The organism is Microbulbifer maximicatervae (SeqCode) (genome assembly GCF_056232625.1).
In genome coordinates this window covers 4,413,348-4,435,353 of the sequence record NZ_CP174324.1, presented here as the reverse complement: position 1 = coordinate 4,435,353, position 22,006 = coordinate 4,413,348, and the positions used below count along the sequence as shown (strand labels likewise).

Below are 22,006 nucleotides of genomic sequence, written 5' to 3'. Positions count from 1 at the left end.
TAAATGCCTTCGCTGTGATTCGGCGATGCTAGAGCTAGGTTCCAAAGAGTTTCACGAGGGCACTCGATGGGGCGCAATTGGAAATCTCGGGGAGTTGTTTGTAGATAAACAAGTGCTCGATATGTTTGCTTGTGAATCCTGCGGCAAAGTTGAGTTCTTCTTACCCAGCGCAGGAGAAAGATAACAAGGCACTGTAGGCGGATTTCAGCCAGCCCGGCTCTGCTCGTGCCTCGCAATTTTAGCCGGGCAGTCTGCTCCCGCTAAGTGGAGCGTTATATTTTTTATTCAGTCTTTATTTTTTATCAACAAAGGGAAATTGTTCATGAAAGAAGGAGTTGAAAAAATTAAAAGTGAGATCAGTTCAAAAATTTTATTCTGGAATAATATAAAAAGCCGTAGATTTAAAGCCGGTTTAATCGTAATATTTATTGGCATAATTTGCTTAAAATTTTATACAACCATTTTCACCTTTGACTGGCTCGCCAACTTAATCAAATCGTTATAGACTAGCTTGTAAATATAACAAGTAAATCAATATGACACCTACGGCATACATTGTTTTGGCGTTAGCTGTACGAAACTATGAGACTATTTATAACCCTATCTACATCTACATTGCTTGTTGCAGGCTGTATTCCCGGAATACACACTGCAATGTGTATTGACTCAAAGATTCCACGTCCGATCTATCAGGATGAAGGGGTTCATTCAATCGAATTTAAATACTCCGATCAGCCCAAAATTGAAAGAAATATTCAATGCGAGTCATACTTTGATGCGCAGTGTAGTACAAGGGGAAATTATAGAACTTGGAGAGAGGTAGGAAGGGATAGCCAATACCAGGAGCATACTATTCAGGTTCAAGACTCGAAATTGGGCAAGGTTGAAATTCCACTTCCCCTTTGTAACGAGCTTGTAAAGCGAGAGAAAGTCAAACCTCCGCAGAACATTAGAATCAATGGTGAAACATATTTTCACCTATCTTCAGCTAATGGTCTTCATACATATAAACCATCAGGCTTTGGTGTCACTGAGTCGCAACATGTTATGTTATCGTACACATTAGCCATAAAGTATGTGCCATCAACCAAATAGATAACAAAGCGGTCAACGAACGCCAGCAAGCTGCCCGTTATCTTGGCGTTACTTACGGAGGAACTCTTGAAAAAAACAATCTTATTTTTATTCATTATATTTGTCACAAGCAATACCATCGCCCAGGAAGACGATTATTACTTAAGAATATCTTATGGCAGCGTTGACACTGATATTGAAGCCCAAGAAGTTATAGATAGTTATAATTTTTCACTATCAGATTCAGAAGGCTGGAGCTTTTCTGCCGGTTACCGGATCAATAGATACCTCGCTTTGGAAGGTGGATTTAGCGATTTAGGGGAATCTAGTGGAATGTACCACTTTCCAAGCACAGATACTAACTTTAGCATTACAGAAAACCTCAGCTCAGAGATTAAGTTAAAAACACTAGGCTTATCTATTTCTACTGATACGAAAAAGGCATTATATACAGGGCTTCGATTTGGATATCAGCGCTGGGATGTTAAATATAAATTCAAAGGGGAGTATTTGGAGTACCTTGCGGCCCCAACTGTTATTGGTGCTCCAGGTAGTGGGGGACCTGTTGAATACTCAGAATCAAGTAAATGGCGTAACGATGGTTACGATTGGTACTATGGGATATCAGCAGGTTGGAATTATCAGAGTTGGGCAATAAGCCTGGAACACACAATCTATAAGATGGATAACGAAACCCCTTCTTTCGCTGCATTAGCCCTTAGCTACAATTTCTGAATCATCGGTTTGCAGATTCAAAGGCGGCCTCATGGAGGGCCGCGCCGTTATTAAAATAGTATCAGACCCTTGATACATCTCTATCTAGATCAATTCTCACGGATAGACCAAGTGGTATGATAACAACTCTAGAAAAATTAGGCGCTACGTGACAATCTAAGTGTTCACCGTCATCGCTATGAGTCCTCACTTAACGGCCAGTAGCTCAAGCAGCAGAGATTGGTGCGTGGTATCATTGGTTTAATGTTTCTCTTAAGAGGTAGGTATTTAGCAAATTAATGCTATTCATCTCAGCACTAGGGTTTCATCGGGCCGTCACTACTTCGCAGATCCGGTCATAAAAAATATTATTAATCATGAAAATCGGTAAATTCAAAGACTTTCATTCCCAACTTATATTCTCTATAGGGGTCGGATTTATTTACCCAGCGGTTCTTTCATTACTTCTTGGACTCTCTTCCTACATCGACTTATTTAATTCGTTAATAATCGATGGAAAGTTGTATGATCCACGTGTTCCCAGGCACCTAGAGATCTTAATGAATCATCAATTCCCTATGGGTTTAAATTTCTCAGAATGGAGCAAGATTCTTGACTTAACTGCCTTTTTAAGTTGCGTTTTAATTGCTTCATTGTTGACATATACACTTAACTGCAAAATGAATATGAGGAACTGGTGTCTATCTCTTATTTATTCGCTCGCTATTGTCTTCGTAGTAACTTTTTATTATCTACCTATCGTGACGGTTTGGATTCTTGCGCTAAATCAAATATCTACCATGATAGCTATACTTGTTGTCCCATTTCTGGTTTCAGTCATATCTCGATGGATCTTTTTAACAAACGCAGGTACGCAGGACTAAATGTCCGTTGCGCTTCAATTTAGTCCATACCGCGGGCGTTATACCCAAGACCTATTCACGTTTAGTAGGTACCCTATATAGTTATAAAATCCACTATAAGCTAACGAGAACTAAGGAATATCCGGAAAGCACCCTCATGTAGTCTATACCTTAGGCCTGTTGGCCAAGGGCTACAGCACGGATTGCTATTCGAAACCCCGTAGAAAAATCGCGACGTTATCAATATAGGCTGCCCCTGCAGCTTAATCAGTTGTCACGGATATATCCCTTTCAATAGCCCGCAGGAATAATGGTTTTTCACGCCAGCTTAATGCCGGCTATTTTACCTTTAACTCTACACCTTCAAATTTCTCTTACCACCGTCACCAATGTCCACATAGCGAATGGCGCAAACTGCTAGATTGAGTTATCTAGTGCTGGAACAGACTCCACAGGTAAACCTTTGTCATTGGGAAACCCAAAGTGCAAGGTCAAGAATCATCGCCAAATAATCAAAACAACAGCGACCAGCAATCGCTGGATTTGCAGAACGCTGATATTGATGCAGTTTACACTGAACTAAACACATCACCCGCCGGCCTCACCAAAAATGAAGCCAGCGCCCGCCTGCAAAAATATGGTCCCAATGCCATTCAGGAGAAGGAGCAAAGCGCACTCACTAAGTTTTTGCGATTTTTCTGGGGCCCCATTCCCTGGATGATTGAAGCGGCCGCATTGCTCTCTGCATTAATTGGCCACTGGCCCGATTTCGCCATCATTATGGCCCTGCTGTTGTACAACGCGATTGCCGGGTTTTGGCAGGAACACAAAGCTGCCAATGCGCTGGCAGCACTGAAGGCCAGTATGGCGCCCAAAGCCAATGTGTTAAGGGATGGGGAGTATCAATCCATCGATGCCGCGATGGTGGTCCCAGGGGATATAGTGCGAATCAAGCTAGGGCAAGTCGTGCCCGCTGACGTGCGCTTTACTGAAGGGAAGTCCATCAGTATTGATCAAGCCGCCCTTACCGGAGAATCTCTACCCGTCAGTAAGAGCATCGGTGATATTGGCTATTCCAGCAGTATCGCCAAACGGGGGGAGATGACCGCTGTTGTCATCGGTACCGGGCACAATACATTCTTTGGGCGCACCGCCCAACTTGTTGCCGGCGCAGGGCAAAATGCCTCACATTCGCAGAAAGCCGTCACCCATATCGGTGACTTCCTCATCGTGCTGTGTTTGGTGTTGGCCGTTATTCTGGTAGGCACAGAGCTATACCGCGATATCGTGGTCGCCGAAACATGGCACTGGTCAGATATCATCAATATTCTTCGCACTGTACTGGTGTTGCTGATCGCATCGATTCCCGTTGCCATGCCTTCGGTCATCACTGTGACCAATGCTCTCGGTGCCCTGGCGCTATCCCGTAAAAAAGCGATCGTCTCGCGGCTGGAGTCCATCGAAGAGTTGGCTGGTGTTGATATCCTCTGCTCAGATAAAACTGGCACCCTCACCAAGAACCAATTGTGCCTCGAAGAACCTACCTTATTCAGTGCGGAAAACAACGGCCAGTTGATCCTTGCCGCCGCTATCGCATCTGAAGCAGGCGCCAGTGATCCAATTGATCAAGCAATTTTTACCGGCCTGAAAAATAAGGAAGAACTGAAGAAATATAAGGTTGATGAATTCACTCCCTTTGATCCGGTGAGCAAACGCACTGAAGTCAAGGTACAGAATCAGGATGGGCAAACCCTATATTTCAGCAAAGGGGCCCCCCAGGCTATTGTCGACTTATGTAGCTTGAGTGGTGCCGAGGCCGACAAAGCCACTGCTTGTGTGCAACAACAGGCCTCCAGGGGGCTACGCTCCCTGGGTGTTGCGCAGAAGGCAAACGGCTCACCGTGGCAATTCCTGGGTATTCTGTCTCTTGAAGACCCACCTCGGGATGACTCCAAAGACACTATTCAGCGCGCACGGGAACACGGGCTTCAAGTAAAAATGATTACGGGCGACGATGTGGCTATCGGCAAGGAAATCGCCACTCAAGTCGGTATTGGAACAAATATTTTCGCTGCCAGTAGTGTGTTTACAAAGTCCCAGGATATGGACCACCTGCCATCTACTATCGTCGATACCGTTGAGCGTGCAGATGGATTTGGGCGAGTGTTTCCCGAACATAAATATGCCATTGTGAAAGCATTGCAGGGCAGGGGTCACCAGGTTGCCATGACTGGTGATGGTGTGAACGATGCGCCGGCCCTTAAGCAAGCTGACTGTGGTATCGCCGTTAGCGGAGCTACCGACGCCGCACGCGCGGCTGCAGCCATTATCCTGACCTCTCCCGGACTATCTACCATCGTCGATGCCATCGATGAAGCCCGAAAAATATTTGAACGCATTATTAACTACGTACTTTTCCGGGTATCCATGACTCTAGATATTATGGTGGTGGTTGTCTTTGCTACCATAATGTTCGGCTTCTCGCCCCTAACCCCGGTTATGATCGTACTAGTGGCTCTTCTTGATGACATCCCCATTATGACCATTGCCTACGATAATACTCTGCTTCCCAAGGAACCTGTGCATTGGCAAATGCGAGACCTATTACTGGGCTCCAGCATTATCGGCCTTTTTTCTATTGCTCAAACAATGGGTATTCTCTTTATTGGAATGGAATGGCTCAATAACACCAACTGGCAATCCTGGATCGCATTAAATAAAGAGCAAATTCAAACTATCGTATTTTTACAGATCGTAGCGGGTGGACATCTACTGTTATTCGTTGTGCGCTCTCGTACAGCTTTCTTTTCCAAACCACTACCCGCATTCCCTCTGTTTATCGCAATTGTTGGTACCCAAGCATTTACCGTACTGATGTGCGGATTCGGCTGGCTGGTACCGGCAATACCCTGGACCATAATCGGTCTGGTATGGCTATACATGATTATCTGGATGTTTTTCCTGGACCTGGTCAAGAAACTTCTTTATCGAAGATTAAGTGATATCTGAGCCATCTACAAAAGCCTAAAAAAGGTAGGCAGTCGAACTATGAATTGTTTCGAAGATTTCAGGGTAAAGCCTGACAGCAAGATAAAGCTCTCCGAAATAGATCCGGGCTTCAAACATTGTTACGAAAGTCGTGAAGAGGCACTCCCAGATACCCAGCGTATAGATGAGCAGATACGTTCATTCACTTACAAGCTTTACGCTGAGCGTAAAACATCTCTACTTATCTGCTTGCAGGGAATAGATGCCTCGGGGAAAGATGGCACCATCAAGCATGTATTAGGCGCAACAAATCCACAAATGTGTAGAGCGATTTCCTTTAAGGAACCTTCAAAAGAAGAGAGCGAGCATGATTTCTTATGGCGATATCACAAAGTAACCCCTGCGCGAGGGCATATATCAATCTTTAACCGCTCTCAGTATGAGGGCGTACTGATTGAACGAGTGCATAGCCTGGTTCCAATGGAGATTTGGAGTGAACGCTATGAACAAATTAACAACTTTGAAAAATTACTCTCTGAAAGCAACACAATAATACTGAAATTTTTCCTTTATATCAGCCAGGATGAGCAGTTAGAGAGATTCAAGCAGCGTATTGACGATCCCGCCAAACAGTGGAAAATCAGCGAAAGTGATTATACTGAGGCAAAATATTGGGATGAGTATATCTGTGCTTTTGAAGATATGCTAAATCAATGCAGCACCAAATCCGCACCCTGGTTTGTTATCCCCGCAAACCACAAATGGTTCCGGGACTTGGCTGTAGCTTCAATTATTTCTGAAGCATTAAAGAAATTAAACCCCCAGTTTCCTGCCCCCACTGTTAACCTGGAAGAGATAAAAACCAAGTATCATCAACTTAAGAATTCGCAATAAACTAAAACCCTAAAAAGCAAGGGAGATGATAAATTTATTTACCATCTCCCTTAGCTATAGTTTCAATCTAGTCAAGTCAATCTAGAAAGCACTAGTGCGACTTAAATACCAACACCCTATTGTTCCTTGAGTCAGTAATAAACAGATTATCTTTATAACCAAAGATTCCTGTTGGAGAACCTAAAGTAGACGCACTGGGTAGTTCATCGGTATCATTAACTCCATTTTGGTTAGAATCATTATAAGCAGATTTCACAAAATCACTTTGCCCCAAGACAGAATCCGCAGCAGCATAATTTTCTTCAGGCCACTGATTCCAAATTAACACTCGGTTATTCTCCGTATCAGTTACGAATAGCTGAATTCCATTTGACCAAATTCCAAACCATGGATAACGTAAATCTTTCTCCGTTGCATCATCCGGCCATTCCTCAGCACCAAAATTTTCCTGCCCGAGTACAACATCTGCCGCAACATAGTTTTCTGTGGGGAATTCATTCCAGAGCAAAATTCGATTGTTTTCAGAGTCTAAAATTGCAAGCTTATCTCCATCACTCCAAACTGCACTAGGGTAAGCAAGAGTTTGAGCTGTTGGCCCCCCACTATTACCATCCAAACTGGTATTAGCAGAGCAGCTCTCCATTGTAGGCTGACCAATAACTAAGCTTGCAATTGTATTATCTTCTGTAGGAATACTATTCCAAACCAACGCGCGAGAGTTAACTTCATCTACCGCTATAATTTTCCCGTCAACTAAAATGGCAGATACTGGTGTATTAAAGCTATTACACCCATCGTCTCCCTCGCCCCATGGTCCTAAAACCACTTCAGGGGCTGCCGCCCCCTCCATAGGGATTTGATTATAAAGCGAAATCCGTCTTTCCCCCTTTATCTGAGAAACAACTAACTTACCGTCATTAATACTAGCTTGAACTGGCCATTGAAGCGTCTTTCTATCATTAGATGAATCGGAGCTATCCAGGCTATCGACACCTAGAGCAAAATCAGCAGAAGCCCCGTTCGAGGAAGGTATTTCATTAAAGACCAAGACACGATTGTTTTCTCGATCCGTTATAAATAGTTTTCCATCAGAACTAACGGCAGGACTACCAATAGGAAAGTCTCCAATATCTTTAGCACTTAGCCCTGCGTCTATATCTGAAAAATTATCCTGGCCAATCACCACTGACGCCGGAGCAAAGTTCTCGAAATACATCGGCACAGTAAAACTACTATTTACTGTAGGAATGGGATTTCCTACTAAATCCATTACATCTACATTGATTGTGCGTTTCTGCCCGGCGATCCAGTATTCTTTTGGAGTAATAGTTAGCGTATCATTTTCAACGGCGGTAGCCGACCAAACAACCTTATAGTCATCTTCAAGTAATATCCCACCTAATTGAAGACTATCTATATCCATAGTCTCAGAAAATTGCACTTCGAAAGAATCATTCTTTTCCAAGCGAATATTCTGCGGAAGTATACTATTTACAGTAGGGGCAATGCTCTCAACTTGATACTTGACAGCAATCTCCGTCATTTGATTACCAGCGCCGTCCTGGGCATTGATTACTAGGGATAGCTCTTCCCCTTCCCCCCAAACATCGTTCGGCCTCAATTCAAGTGAATCTTCACTAACTTGGTATAGTTCCCCAAATTCCTGCATAGAACCAGACAGTGAGATATCACCTAGCTCTACAGGTTCATCAAAATTCAGTAACACCCTGTCACCTTCTTCGATAGTACTGCCACCTGCAGGAATAAGGGTTAAAGTTGGTGCAGTAATATCACCTGTCTCTTCAGGAGATTTGCCTCCACTTGATCCTCCGTTACAACCGTATAGTGATGAGACAATAGCAAGGCAGAGAGTTGCTTTTAAAAACTGAACTTTCATTTCTTCCCCAAGAAAATATTTACTTATCAACACAGGAACATGCTAATTTATTTCTCACGAAGAAATGACACGTGAACAAGCAATTTATATCGATTGTCAGAAGTAACGCGTTTTATGGCGGAAATTGGCGCAAAACCTTAAGTAAATATTTCTAATTAGTACCAGTGCCTCACAACCATATTTGGCTTTTGGTGAAAGGATTTCTCCCAGAGTGAAAAGGAATTAATTTCAGCTCACTGATGTCAATCTAAGCGTGATCAACTCAAGACAATTGTTAGCGCTTGATTTCGCCACTATTAAAATGAGAGCAGCATTATCTACTACAGATCTATCACTTCAAATAACAGATCTAGAGTTTGCCTTACCGACAGAGAAGATATTTTAAATTACATTTATCACTGCCAAGCAAGAAAGGAAGCTATTTTTCATACACAACGTGTCTCTTACACACTGACTTTTCCCGAAACCTGAGCTATAAAAGAAAGATCTGTAGAATAGAAGTATATGGGGGATAACCACTTAATAACCTAGTCGCTGATCTGGCTATAGAAATCTGGAAGTTCTATATGATTTTTTCGGTCAGTGTTAATTGAGATAATACTAAAAGAAAAAACCAGGCAGCATACACTACCTGGCAGAGAAGGATTTGACTTGGTATCAAACGATCAGACCAAATTAAAGCTGTGCAATTTAAGCAAAGCATCGAAAATTTTAACAGGCCTCTACGGTATATGGAGATAAGCACAGGCTGACCTGTCAGTCAGAAAACTATCTACCCTTATAATTAAATCCACTAAGTAGTCTGTGGACTTTAGATCCGACTTACATTTATAGATAAAGAACCCTCGATAGGAGTTCACAACTCAATGTTTAAAGATTTATATCTTAAAAGATAACTGCCTCACAGAAAGAAAACTGCCAACCATATAGTGGCTTCATCTTTAGCTGTCTCCACCACCCGATGCCTCTGATTTGCCCTAATCAACAAGTTATCCCCCTTCCCCAGGTGGTGCCTCTCACCATTTTCCATTTCTATAACACCATAACCGGAAAGTACTAACACCCACTCATGCTCATCTTGATCATACCACCCTGTTTCAGGCGAGGACTGCCCGTAAGATATAATCCGCTCAACCCTGCAGCTTTTCCCCTCCAGCAAACTCTCAAAATGCTCCCTAGAGTGATCACCTGGTAGTTGAGTGAAAAAATTACCCATAAGTCTCCCCTAACATTAAATCGGTATGAAGAAATTCATAAAAATACAACTATACTAGGACTAACGGGCTCCACAATTGGGATTAATATAGAAAAAATACGCCAAATGAAATCAAAATGAGCCCGAGACCAGAAAATAGAATATTTTTTGCTAAACCATCAACATTGGCTCTTTGACGCCCCAAAAACACAAATCTCACATGAAATACAAAATAAATCATTCGAAACAAATATGAGCACCTATTAAACAATAATAGATACCAGATCACGATCTATAAAATACAAAGAACATATAATGACTATATATTTACATTCAGGGCTACATAAAACCGGCACTACAGCAATACAATGTTACGCCTATAAATATAGAAAGCTATTAAGAAGTAAAGGTATTTTATATCCCATTATTCATCGAAATTTAATTAGCATAGATAAGGGTCACCATCTTTTTGCACACTCATTTTCCGATCACCCTGAGAGCCCGCCTATATCAAGAGGAAAATTGCTAGCATATGATTGGAAGTCAAAGTCGAAGAAAAATAACCTTGATCTATTAATTAGCGCAGAGCCTATTTGTCGACATACTTACAAAACAAAAGATTGCTCCTGGATTGAGGCTCGGCACCATTATTTAGAACTACTCTCCAATACAATACCCCCAGAGCAAACCAAAATCATCTTAACCTTGCGCAGACAAGATAATTTTGCCCAGTCTCTCTACAAAGAACATATTATGAAAGGAGTATCTCCACTAGCGAAACTGTCATTCAAAGAGTTCCTATCAAAGATAGAGGGTAGAAACCTGAATTTTTATAAAAATATAGCAGCATTCAAAAATTTTTTTCCCGATATCAAAATAATTATTTACGAACAGTTATGTAATGGAGATCTACCAGTTAATTTTTTTCGCACTTTAGGAATCTCTGGCCTACCAAACTCAAACAAAATTATAAGGGAGAGCCTTTCAAATGAAGAGGCCGCTTTAAAGCAGATATTAAACCAGCAAATACACTCAAAATCTGAAAACGCAAAACTATTAAAATGGATAAAATCTAGCAATACACAAAACATAATCAAGCGAACACTACCAAGATCACCACACCTATGGAACTCTGATGAAGATAGAGCTAATTTTTTAGATCGATATTCACAGGAAAATAAAAAAATAAATGATGAGTTCCTCGAAGGAGGTGAAGAACTTTTTCCATCAAATCATACACTTCCCCCAAAAAAGCCTAACATTATCACGCTAAAACCATATTTAATTAAAACACTTCAAGCCCTTTCTAGTGATATTCAACAGTTACTGGGGGAATACCGCTTTAGAAAAATAATCAATGCTATAGAGCACTGATTGCCAAATCTGCTTAGAAGCCCTTTAATGAAAATCGCCAGCAACAAAGTATGCTACTGGCGCCTAACTATTTAGAGGATCTAAAGTGATGAATCACTTACCACTGATATGTCATTCCAAGAAAAACGCTCAGCACGATATACACTCGTATCATTGACTTTCATCTCCCAAACCGTCTCTGCAGTCTGATCGCCGACGACTTCAACAATATATGCATCTCTATTGTTGCCGGTACTAGCACTGGATGGACCGCCCGCGCAAAGTAGAATATTCCCACCAGGAAGTTCATCTACATCCCCTAAAGAATTGGTGTACTTTGGTGCAACGTACTCCCAAGTTTGCACTGCCACCATTTCCTCTGTGTTCAAAGAGAATTTCACTGCGCGGCTATTATAGATCTCACCACTGTATTCGGACTCATTCCTATTATCGTAAATCAGAATGTCTCCGTCTGACGCAAGCATAGCTGCATGCTGAGAAGCCATCCAGGTGCCAGCTTGCAATGAAAATAATTTCTCAAGAAATCCCTCGGAAGCATCCAAATCCCTACCCATAATCCAGTTTACTTCGCCACTATTATGATCAATATTGACCACCCAGCTTTGAGAGCGACTTGACAGTAAAATCGAATTATCATAAGAAATATAGTGTAATGAGTTAGAGTGAGTCCAATCCAGCGCACCATTGCTCGCTTCTCGACTGGCTAACTCACCGGGGAAACGCTGAGTATCGAGATGATCGAATGCAGACCATTCCCATACAGTATTGCCCTGCCCATCCACTTCAAGAATCGCATCTCCTTTTATCAATTGACCATCAATTGTTTCATAGGCGTTTGTTAATACCAGTAGGTTTCCATTTTCAAGAAGAATTGCATCGTGGTGATAGGCTGGCAGCTCAAATGATTGCAGCGTTTCACCAGCAAAGGAGATAATCCTTGCTTCCTGATCCAACAGCAACATTAAATTACCATCCTGTAAATTGCGCACTACCGGTGCTCCGGTGAGAGGAATGTCTCCGTGGAGGTACCAAACAACCTCACCCTCTTCATCGAATCCCCAAAAGGTATTATCCCTGTCACCTGAAGGTGCAAAAATAGTTACACCTCCTTCGCTTTGCTCTGTAAATGTAGTTACCTCAACTGGGGGAGCGCCTTCAGGTAACGAACCAGTCTTGAAAGAAATAGTCGAGCTCTGCACAACGTCTCCACTTTCCAGCATTGCCAGTGCAGTAAAACGGTAAGTGGTATCGGACCTTAAACCTACTAGGGTCATATCATGCTCTGTGCCCCAATCGGTATAATTTGTTCGCCGACGGTCAGTTACTGCCGAATTGATCCTGATCGCCACTCGCGATTCACTGCTAGTCGATACTTGTGCATTAACCATTAAACTATTTAGTGGATGCATCGAAAGGGTTAATTCTACTTCGTCATCCAAAGCAAGCAGAGCTTCATTCGCTTGCTCTACCTCAACACTCACGCCCGGATTGCTGTAAAGCATTACAAAAAATACTAGAAAAGATATGGGTAACGTCGATCTTCCAGTCATAGCCAAATCCTATTTAATAAATAATAAAAATAATCATCTCTACCCTGGTATTTCATTTTCAGGGGAGCTTCCAATAATCAGCTATCACATAACGCAAAAAGAGTGGATTCGTTTACTTGGTTTTCAAACCAGAAAGAAATATTTTGAGCGATCCCGAAAAGAAAATTTCTTTATTAAATTTTCTAATGCGCAAAGGCCTGCACAACAAATATGAGAAATGGGATAAATGTGGATAACGGTATAGTTGCGACACTTACTAAGATGAAATAAATAACAATAACTTTTGAAAGCTATTTCTATTATTCTGGTGTGATTCAAGAACGCTGGAAATTGACTTGCAAGTTACGGTAGATAACTCATAAAACCTTAGCAACTAAGACAAAATTCCTCAAAATCACTAACAACTAGAAGAGCATCCTCTAAGAGAACCTCAGTATATTCCTTTTTGTTGTCACCAGCCCTTAAGACCCACCTTACCATCCCTTGGACTTGTAGTGGTTCATACCGCCGCAGTACCAACCCGCAGCCGAGGCCGAGTATACGGTTATCTGCTTTGGGGAAATCACCAGCTATGGACTTGTCCCTGTAGAAGGGCAGAAATACTTGCCCTAAGACAAACTGTAGCTGGATTCAAAATCCACGGTTGTTTACACGGCCCACTGGTAGTAGAGAGGTGTGTAATGCATAGCCGATCTTCGCTGCAAAATCATCAATCCATTTCCACGAAACAGAAGGGATCTCTACGCAAAAAATCATCATTCGCCGCTGCCGTAGTGATTGTGGGATCAGCAATTCTTGCCCCACTAACCTATGCCGTGGATTATTCCAATTCCCGCTATAACTCACGATACAGCGCTCAACATGGACATGGAAACTACGGAGCACACTCCAGGTATAGCAGGGACTACCGAGCAAATTCACGGCATAGCAGGAATTACAGATCGCACTCAAGGCACAACCGGGACTACAGAGCACACCCCCGATACAACAGAAATTACAGGGCGCATTCCCGTTACAATAGGAATTATCGGGCTCACTCCAGATACGGAACACATTCCAGATACGCGGCGAATCCACGGCATAGCCGCCATATGTGGTTTAAATCCAATATTCAGGGAACACCGCGTATTGTGATCGACCTCAGTGATCAAATGGCATACTTCTATAAGGGCGGGCGCCTGGCCGGTATGTCCCCGGTATCTACCGGCAAACCCGGACACCGCACACCTACCGGTAACTTCCGTATTTCACAGAAGAAATACAGCCATCGATCAAATCTGTACGGTCACTACATCAGCCCACGGGGCTATGTAATGCGCAGCAATGTGGATGTGCGCCGCCACCGCAAACCTGCAGGTTCTCGATTCCGCGGGGCATCTATGGATTACATGATGCGTATCAATGGCCCCGTTACCATGCATGCTGGTCACGTCCCGGGATATCCCGCCTCTCATGGCTGTATTCGTATCCCCTGGCATATGGCTAAGATTTTTTATGCCCACGCCAAGGTTGGTACCAAAGTGTCCGTGGTGCCTTGAATTGGAAGTAACAGGTAAATTTTTACCAACCATAAAAAAGGCGGACTATTTAGTCCGCCTTTTTTAATTAGGAAGCCTCGGCCTCTTTTCTCTTTGTTAAATCCATACGGGTAAAATAATCGTGAGCCGCTCGATTAACATGCCTCGCCAGTAATAAAGTAGACACCATTGTTGGAATCGCCATTACTGCATACATCCCGATGATGATGCTGTTTACGGCACTTAAAGAAGCCACCGCACCCAATATAATCAGGACCATGTAGAGTCCGGTATAAAGACCCTGCCAGCGGCCACCGAAAAGAAAAACATAGCATTTCATGCCGTAATACCAGCAGGTAACGATAGTGCTGAAAGCCAGCGGAAGGACCATTAGCAGTAGCAAAATTGGGCCGAACTGCCCAAACACCTGAGAAAATGCCTGTGCAGTCAGGGTAACGCCGGCAATATCCCCTTCCTGCTGCCAAGCGCCAGTCAGTAGTATCACCAGGGCAGTACAAGTGCAGATAACCAGTGTGTCTACAATGGGGCCCAGCATGGCAACCACGCCTTCTCGAACGGGCTCACGGGTTTTAGCTGCACCATGGGCCAAAGACTCTGTGCCTATACCCGCTTCATTAGAAAATGCGCCCCGGCTTACCCCTACTGTGATGACCGAACCCAGAGTACCTCCAGCAATAGCTTGACCGCTGAAAGCATCCGAGAAGATCAGCGCAAATGCTGCCGGTACCTGCTCCCAGAAGCTGGCAATCACCACAAGGGTCATACCCAGATAAAACAGTACCATGCCCGGCACTACTCTTGCGGAGAATTTACCGATACGCTGGATACGACCGGCAATAACGTAGGCCGATGCAACAGCAATTAATAAGCCAATAACAAAATCAAAAGTGAGTGAACCTCCGGGTGCTACCCAACCCAAGGGCTCAGCAAAAGACTCGCGCAATAGCTGCGTGGTTTGATTGGACTGAAACACCGGCAACATACCGCAGAGTCCCGCCACGGCAAATAGTACCGCGAGCGGCATCCAGCGTCGGCCCAACCCCTCGCGAATAACATACATGGGGCCACCTTGCAGTTCCCCGGAGGCATCGCGACCGCGAAACATCACCGCCAGCGTCGCTGTATAAAACTTGGTAGCCACCCCCACCAGGGCGGTTACCCACATCCAGAAAATCGCCCCAGGCCCACCAATCGTAATTGCGATGGCAACCCCAGAAATATTGCCAAGTCCCAGGGTTCCCGAAAGCGCTGTGGATAGCGCTTGACTGTGATTCACTTGGCCAGGGTCATTGGGATCATCATATCGGCCACTTAAAAGCCCAATACTGTGCCCAAGATGGCGGTAGGGACGGCCACGAGAATAGATTAATAGCGCGAGGCCGCCACCAACGAGTAGCACCAATAAGGGGGGACCCCAGACAAAACTGGCAAAAGCCTCTAATGCCTGATCAATAGCAGGGAATATCGACATAATTTAATTCATTTCCGGTGAGATCCGCCCAGTCTAGGTACGCTCACACCAGACTGTCAAAATGCTGCCATAAAACTCCGCAGCCCCATAAATGCGAAAAATTTGGGAAAACCTGAAATCCCGGCAATAAAAAAGCCCCTAACAGGGGCTTTTCTAACAATCTTTTACAACTTTTTATCAAGCTGTAGTAGTTGCCTTTAATGCGGGCTCGGGTTCTGAACTCTCCCTCACCAGCGCCACCGACATAGCGCCAAGCAACATACACACCCCCGCCAAAACAATGATGTAAATTGCCTGGTTTTCGAAAACTGTTTTCAATATCAAGCCAGCTACCAGGGCGGAAACAATCTGCGGTGCGGCGATAGTGAAATTAAAAATCCCCATATAAACACCGGTCTTATCCGCCGGCAGCGAGTCGGAGAGGATCGCATAGGGCATCGCCAGAATAGCGGCCCAGGCAATGCCCACACCCATCATCGGTAGCAATAATCCCAGGGCGCCACTGGGTACGGAAACTTCTGTAATCAACAGATTCACCTGTGTGGGATCGCCCCCCTGGAAGAACAGGAAGCTGATGTATCCAAAACCGCCCAGTGCCAACGATAGGGAATAAGTGAGCTTACGACCCAACACCTGAGACAAACGGGCCAGGACAATAGAGAAGATCGCCGCGAACAGAGAGTAAGCAGCAAAAATAATTCCTACCCAGTCACCGGCAGCACCCTTGGCAGCAGCGATATGTGCGGGAATTTCTTTGACACTTTCCAGATAGGCGGGATCAAACCACTTGGCTTCCACTCCCCAAACGTGTTGAGTGATTGCTGGCGTGGTGTAAACCCACATAATAAACAGGGCAAACCAGGAGAAGAATTGCACCAGGGCCAGCTGGCGCATAGTGCGCGGCATTTTAATTAGCAGTTGGAAAAAACCGATCAAGCGCTTTGCCAGTGGGGCTTTTTGCTGTCGTTCCCGCTCCAGTTGCGCGGAGTCGAGACCTTTATAGGCATTGTACTGCTCTGGCGGATACTCCTTGGTACGCAGCACAGTCCATAACACACTACCCAGAAGCACTGTGGCGCCGATATAGAAAGCCCATATAACGGAGGGCGCCACCTCTCCCGCACGGGCAGTATTTTCCAGACCGATCACATTAGTCAGGATGAATGGCAACATGGAGCCGAAGATGGCGCCAATGTTAATCAGCAAAGACTGTATCGAGTACCCCAGGGTGCGCTGCTCTGATGGCACCATGTCGGACACCAGGGCGCGGAAAGGCTGCATGGTCACGTTAAAGGCCGCGTCCATCAGGGCCAACATAACGCCGCCGAAAATAATTGGGGCCACTATCGCCACCACAATCCCGGCATTGGGCATAAACGCCATCCCCAGGGCTGCGGCGATGGCACCAAAAAGGATAAAGGGGTTGCGGCGACCGAAGCGACTCCAGGTTCGATCCGAGGCCGAACCCACGATCGGCTGTACGATAAGTCCCATGAGCGGCGCTACTATCCAGAACAGGGATAGAGAATGAAGGTCCGCCCCCAGATCAGACAAGATTCTACTGGCATTGGCATTTTGCAGAGAAAAGCCAAATTGCACCCCGAGAAAACCGAGACTGACATTCCACACCTGCCAAAAGGGCAAGCGCGGTTGCTGGGCTTGCGGCGCAACGGCGCTGCTTGCTGATTGGGTCATAGAGGTCACCGCATCACTAGTTATGCTTATTCTGCCATTCTCACACGCACTCCCGGAGCATCCATCCTCCCCCATAGGGGAGGATGCGGGCCAGATCCTTCGCTTTAGGATAAACTCAGGCCCATGCGTATACGCCGGGCCAACACGAAACTGTGAATCCTAATCAAGCAACTGAAGTCCCGCGCGATGATCCTAAAACTCCCACTCCTGCGCCTGGTGTGCCTCGCAGCTACACTCTGCCTGAGCGCTCAATCCCTGGCCGCTGAACAGCGCAACTACCGCGATCACACCATGAGCGAAGACTCACTAACTGTACAGACGAGTGAGGGCGAGGTCACCCTCACCCCGGTTGGTCCGTCAGCGCTATCGGTGCACTATCGCCGCGAAGGCCTGAAGCAGTTGCCCTCATTTGCGTTGGCCACCAATTCTGCTGGCCGATCCGAGGCGATGCTGGAGCAACAAGGGGACAAGCTCGTTTACCGCACTGGCTCGCTTACTGCAGTCATCCACAAGTCTCCCTTCCGAATCGAGTACTTGCGCGGTAGCGAACAAATCCTGAGTGAAGAGAGTGGTTTCTTTGCCACCGAGACGATACGCGGATTCCGTTTCGCACTGTCGCCAGAGGAAAAACTGCTGGGCGGCGGAGAGCGGGTTATGGGGATGGACCGTCGCGGTCAACGCCTGCCTCTGTATAACCGTGCCCATTACGGATACACCACCGAATCCAACCAGATGTATTTTTCCCTGCCAGCAGTACTGTCCAGCAACAAATACATTCTGCTGTTCGACAACTCTGCCACCGGCACCCTGGATCTGGGCGCAAACGAAGAAGATATCCTGCAATTTGAAGCCGTCGCCGGGCGCACCGCTTACATCGTGGTAGCCGGTGAGACTTATCCACACTTGCTGGAAAATTATGTATCTACCACTGGCAAACAGCCCCTGCCACCCCGTTGGGCCCTGGGTAACTTCGCCTCCCGCTTTGGCTATCACAGCGAAGCTGAAGTCCGCGCAACCGTGGATAAGTTTGCCGAAGAAGATTTCCCCCTGGACGCCCTGGTGTTAGACCTCTACTGGTTTGGCCCAGATATCAAAGGTCATATGGGCAATCTTGCCTGGGACAAGGAAGCCTTTCCCGAACCAGAAAAGATGATGGCCGACCTTAAAAAACGCGGCATCAATACCATCCTGGTGACCGAGCCTTTTGTCCTCTCCACCTCCGAACGCTGGCAGGAAGCCGTGGCAAATAATGCCCTGGCCAAAAACCTGGCCGGAGAACCCAAACGTTTTGATTTCTACTTCGGCAATACCGGCCTGATCGACGTCTTCTCCGAAGATGGCCGCGACTGGTTCTGGAATATTTACGACGGATTATTGGAACAGGGCGTAGCCGGCTGGTGGGGCGACTTGGGTGAACCGGAAGTTCACCCCTCCGATACCGTTCACGCAATCGGTATGGCCGATGAAATCCACAACGCCTTCGGCCACGCCTGGGCGCAATTACTGCACGAACGCCAAACGGCAAAGCACCCTGAACGCCGCCCCTTTATTATGATGCGCGCCGGTTTTGCCGGCTCTCAACGCTACGGCATGATCCCCTGGACCGGCGACGTCGCTCGGGAATGGGGTGGCTTACAGCCCCAGGTGGAATTGGCTTTGAGTATGGGCTTACTGGGCTTTGGCTACACCCATTCAGACCTGGGTGGCTTTGCCGGCGGTGAGAAATTTGACCGCGAACTCTACATCCGCTGGTTACAGTACGGCGTATTCCAACCAGTTTATCGCCCGCACGCCCAGGAGCATATTGCTTCTGAACCGGTTTTCCACGATCGCCGCACCCGCGATATCCTGCGCGAGTATGTAAAACTGCGCTATCGCCTGCTGCCCTACAACTACACCCTCGCCTTCGAAAACAGCCAGACCGGTATGCCACTGATGCGCCCACTGTTTTTCGAAAACGAAAGTGATCTGTCCCTACTGGACTACAAGGATGCCTACCTGTGGGGTCAGGATTTCCTCGTTGCCCCAGTCGTGGAAGAAGATGTGGATGAGGTCGCGGTAAAACTGCCCGGCGGCACCTGGTTCGATTACTGGACTGATGAACAATATTCTGGCGATCAGGCCCAGGTAGAAGTAGACCTAAAAACTATTCCTGTGCTGGTGCGGGCCGGCGCCATTATTCCCACCATTGACGATGTCCACAGCAGTCGTGATTACTCCAGTAAAAACCTGACCCTGGACTACTACGCGCACCCATCAGCAGCAGAGTCCGAGCGCTATGTTTATGAAGATGATGGCGCTACTGCGCAGGCTTTTGAAAAAGGCAAATACGAGAAGCTGCATTTCTCAGCTGAAAACAAACAGCAGGGTTTAACCTTCGCCTTTAATCGAGAAGGAGACGGTTATACCGGTATGCCGGAATCCCGCAAGGTCAATTTAAAGATCCACAACTGGCAACAAGTGCCTGCGCAGCTCGATATTAGCGGCGAATCCCTGCCTATTTTCGACAGTGAAAAAGACTTTTCTCAGGCATCCCGTGGGACCTGGTACAACAAGCGCAAGCAGCAACTGCTGGTTAAATTTGACTGGCACAAAGAACCGCTGGATTTAGTGCTCAAAAATCAATAATTCAGCAAACCGCTGTTCACTGACAAAAAAATTTAAAGTCATCAGGAAACAATGAAGAAGTTACATTCCCTGTTTATTGCCAAACTCCTTTCGGCTTCCCTACTGGGCGCTGCTCTATTTGGCACTGCCGGCTGCAGCCAGGAGAGCAGCCCGGAAGAAATACAGCCCGCTGAAAAAGTTGCGGAGAAAAAAGCCGTTATCTACCAAGTGCTACCGCGCTTATTTGGCAACACTAACAGTACCAACAAACCCTGGGGCACACTCGAAGAGAATGGTGTGGGCAAGTTCTCCGACTTTACCCCAAAAGCACTGAATGAAATCCACGCGCTGGGTGCCACCCATATCTGGTACACCGGCGCCCTGCACCACGCGCTCGTTGGCGACTATACGGAATACGGTATCAGTAACGATGATCCAGATGTGGTCAAAGGCCGCGCCGGCTCTCCCTATGCCATCAAGGATTACTACAGCGTAAACCCAGACCTGGCCAATAACCCAGCAGAGCGATTACAGGAATTCCGCGCACTGGTGGAACGCAGCCACGCGGCCGGCCTGAAAGTAATTATCGATATAGTGCCTAACCATGTAGCCCGCGCCTATCATTCTCTCGATAAACCCCAAGGCGTGCAGGATTTTGGAGCTGGCGACAACACCCAGGTCACCTACGCCCGCAACAACAATTTCTACTATGTGGTGGGCGAAGACTTCCGCGTGCCCGTTGCAGAAGACAGTTATCAGCCACTCAATGGCGAAGCCAATGATCTTGTCGATGGGCAGTTTGTAGAGAGTCCAGCTAAATGGACCGGTAATGGCGCGCGCAGTGCACAACCTGCCATGCACGACTGGTATGAAACCGTCAAAATTAATTTTGGCGTTCGCCCCGATAACAGCAAGAACTTTTCTGAGCTACCCCAGGAATATGCCGAGCGTGACTACCGGGCCCACGCCCAGTTTTGGGCAGACAAGAAAGTCCCAGACACCTGGGAAAAATTCCGCGATATCGCCCACTACTGGCTGGACTTTGGCGTGGACGGATTCCGCTATGATATGGCCGGTATGGTGCCGGTAGAATTCTGGAGCTACCTGAATTCCTCCATCAAAATGCGCAACCCCAACACACTGTTACTTGCCGAAATCTATACTCCAGAGCGCTATCGGGATTATCTGCATCTGGGCAAAATGGATTATCTCTACGATAAAGTCGGTACTTACGACGCTATTCGTGCGGTCATGGAGAACAAGGGCAGCGCAGATAAAATCGCAGAGGTACAGGCAAGCCTGGTAGATATTTCCTCTCATATGTTGCGCTTTATGGAGAACCACGACGAGCAGCGTATTGCCAGCGCACAATTTTCTGGCAACCCAGAGGCAGGCAAACCTGCAATGCTGGTGTCTGCCACGCTCTCTCCAGCCCCTACCTTGGTTTACTTTGGCCAGGAGTTAGGAGAACCCGCCAACAAAGATACCGGCTTCGGCAAAGCCAGCCGCACCACCATTTTCGACTACTGGTCAGTACCCAGTGTGCGCCGCTGGAACAATGAGGGCGCTTTTGACACTGCACTGCTGACAAAAGAAGAAAAAGAGCTGCGCAGCTTCTACCAGCGCCTGCTTAATTTCTCCAAACAGAGCCCGGCCTTACTTGGCGATTACCTGGACTTGCACAGCTACAACCGCAAGCAAAACTCTGGCTATGGGGAAAAACAATTTTCCTTTGCCCGCTGGAGCGAACATGAAAAATTGTTGGTAATCGCCAACTTCGATAACAGGGCAGTGGAGTTTAATTTTCAGTTGCCTACAGCACTTCTAGAGGCCTGGAAACTACAACCGGGCAGCTACCTGGCTGAAAGCCAGATATCCAATAAGGTGGCAAACCTTATCTTGGAAAAAGACCAAGCCTCCACAAAGATCCAGTTGGCACCCTACGAAAGCCATATCTTTGCAATATCCACTGTTCCCCAGAAATAGCCACTCAGCCCTGGAGGGGACTACTCCCCTCCAAGAACGCTTAAGCACAGCAATTTATACCCACCCTACCCCCTTTCTCACAACATAATCCCGACAATCCCTAACCATACTCATCAGGTAACTCGCTTGACATAAACACTACCTCATGTATATTGCCTGC

13 protein-coding genes are annotated in these 22,006 nt (G+C 46.2%); 8 read left to right on the top strand and 5 right to left on the bottom strand.

The genetic code is table 11. From position 1 onward, the window contains the following. Positions 1–1,161 precede the first annotated feature (1,161 nt). The 3 genes from ACJJI6_RS19380 (at position 1,162) to ACJJI6_RS19370 (ending at position 6,533) form a co-directional block, all read left to right on the top strand. Positions 1,162–1,809 (top strand): outer membrane beta-barrel protein, encoded by a 648-nt coding sequence (locus ACJJI6_RS19380; protein ID WP_475711778.1) that lies wholly within the window; start codon positions 1,162–1,164, stop codon positions 1,807–1,809. Positions 1,810–3,134: 1,325 nt separating this feature from the next. After that, positions 3,135–5,660 carry a plasma-membrane proton-efflux P-type ATPase gene (locus ACJJI6_RS19375; RefSeq protein ID WP_444895955.1) on the top strand — a complete coding sequence of 842 codons (2,526 nt, stop codon included), beginning with the start codon at positions 3,135–3,137 and terminating at the stop codon, positions 5,658–5,660. A gap of 39 nt (positions 5,661–5,699) precedes the next feature. After that, the gene (locus ACJJI6_RS19370; protein WP_444895954.1) at positions 5,700–6,533 is read left to right on the top strand and encodes a polyphosphate kinase 2 family protein; all 834 of its coding nucleotides are present in this window, start codon (positions 5,700–5,702) and stop codon (positions 6,531–6,533) included. A 91-nt stretch (positions 6,534–6,624) separates the two neighbouring features. On the opposite strand, the gene ACJJI6_RS19365 is transcribed toward ACJJI6_RS19370, so the two are convergent. Further along, a complete protein-coding gene (locus ACJJI6_RS19365) occupies positions 6,625–8,430 on the bottom strand; it encodes an Ig-like domain-containing protein (RefSeq protein ID WP_475711776.1) in 1,806 nt (601 codons plus the stop codon). A gap of 901 nt (positions 8,431–9,331) precedes the next feature. After that, entirely contained in the window at positions 9,332–9,646 is a 315-nt protein-coding gene (locus tag ACJJI6_RS19360; RefSeq protein WP_444895952.1) for a cupin domain-containing protein, read from the bottom strand. A 294-nt stretch (positions 9,647–9,940) separates the two neighbouring features. Here ACJJI6_RS19360 and ACJJI6_RS19355 point away from each other — a divergent pair, with 294 nt between their 5' ends. Next, the gene (locus ACJJI6_RS19355; RefSeq protein WP_444895951.1) at positions 9,941–10,999 is read left to right on the top strand and encodes a hypothetical protein; all 1,059 of its coding nucleotides are present in this window, start codon (positions 9,941–9,943) and stop codon (positions 10,997–10,999) included. Between the two features lie 80 nt (positions 11,000–11,079). On the opposite strand, the gene ACJJI6_RS19350 is transcribed toward ACJJI6_RS19355, so the two are convergent. Next, a complete protein-coding gene (locus ACJJI6_RS19350; RefSeq protein WP_475711774.1) occupies positions 11,080–12,480 on the bottom strand; it encodes an aryl-sulfate sulfotransferase in 1,401 nt (466 codons plus the stop codon). A 43-nt stretch (positions 12,481–12,523) separates the two neighbouring features. Between ACJJI6_RS19350 and ACJJI6_RS19345 the strand changes: the two genes are divergently transcribed. Together ACJJI6_RS19345 and ACJJI6_RS19340 are read left to right on the top strand one after the other, a co-directional pair. Beyond that, positions 12,524–12,763, top strand: coding sequence for a hypothetical protein (locus tag ACJJI6_RS19345; RefSeq protein ID WP_444895949.1), 240 nt, complete (start codon positions 12,524–12,526; stop codon positions 12,761–12,763). 877 nt (positions 12,764–13,640) lie between these two features. After that, the gene (locus ACJJI6_RS19340) at positions 13,641–14,087 is read left to right on the top strand and encodes a L,D-transpeptidase family protein (protein WP_238152069.1); all 447 of its coding nucleotides are present in this window, start codon (positions 13,641–13,643) and stop codon (positions 14,085–14,087) included. Positions 14,088–14,154: 67 nt separating this feature from the next. Here the strand turns inward: ACJJI6_RS19340 and ACJJI6_RS19335 are convergent, their stop codons facing one another. Next, entirely contained in the window at positions 14,155–15,558 is a 1,404-nt protein-coding gene (locus tag ACJJI6_RS19335) for an alanine/glycine:cation symporter family protein (protein WP_444907135.1), read from the bottom strand. 177 nt (positions 15,559–15,735) lie between these two features. Next, entirely contained in the window at positions 15,736–17,253 is a 1,518-nt protein-coding gene (locus tag ACJJI6_RS19330; RefSeq protein WP_475711772.1) for an MFS transporter, read from the bottom strand. Positions 17,254–17,439: 186 nt separating this feature from the next. Between ACJJI6_RS19330 and ACJJI6_RS19325 the strand changes: the two genes are divergently transcribed. Continuing rightward, entirely contained in the window at positions 17,440–19,881 is a 2,442-nt protein-coding gene (locus ACJJI6_RS19325) for a TIM-barrel domain-containing protein (RefSeq protein ID WP_475711771.1), read from the top strand. Between the two features lie 51 nt (positions 19,882–19,932). Next, positions 19,933–21,846: an alpha-amylase family glycosyl hydrolase gene (locus tag ACJJI6_RS19320; RefSeq protein WP_444895944.1), complete on the top strand. Its 1,914-nt coding sequence runs from the start codon at positions 19,933–19,935 to the stop codon at positions 21,844–21,846. The last annotated feature ends 160 nt before the right edge of the window (positions 21,847–22,006 follow it).

Coding starts and splice junctions, on each gene's coding strand:
- ACJJI6_RS19325 (WP_475711771.1), top strand. CDS start 17,440: ATGATCCTAAAACTCCCACTCCTGCGCCTGGTGTGCCTCGCAGCTACA.
- ACJJI6_RS19330 (WP_475711772.1), bottom strand. CDS start 17,253: ATGACCCAATCAGCAAGCAGCGCCGTTGCGCCGCAAGCCCAGCAACCG.
- ACJJI6_RS19345 (WP_444895949.1), top strand. CDS start 12,524: ATGGGTAACGTCGATCTTCCAGTCATAGCCAAATCCTATTTAATAAAT.
- ACJJI6_RS19365 (WP_475711776.1), bottom strand. CDS start 8,430: ATGAAAGTTCAGTTTTTAAAAGCAACTCTCTGCCTTGCTATTGTCTCA.
- ACJJI6_RS19340 (WP_238152069.1), top strand. CDS start 13,641: ATGTGGTTTAAATCCAATATTCAGGGAACACCGCGTATTGTGATCGAC.
- ACJJI6_RS19360 (WP_444895952.1), bottom strand. CDS start 9,646: ATGGGTAATTTTTTCACTCAACTACCAGGTGATCACTCTAGGGAGCAT.
- ACJJI6_RS19335 (WP_444907135.1), bottom strand. CDS start 15,558: ATGTCGATATTCCCTGCTATTGATCAGGCATTAGAGGCTTTTGCCAGT.
- ACJJI6_RS19320 (WP_444895944.1), top strand. CDS start 19,933: ATGAAGAAGTTACATTCCCTGTTTATTGCCAAACTCCTTTCGGCTTCC.
- ACJJI6_RS19355 (WP_444895951.1), top strand. CDS start 9,941: ATGACTATATATTTACATTCAGGGCTACATAAAACCGGCACTACAGCA.
- ACJJI6_RS19370 (WP_444895954.1), top strand. CDS start 5,700: ATGAATTGTTTCGAAGATTTCAGGGTAAAGCCTGACAGCAAGATAAAG.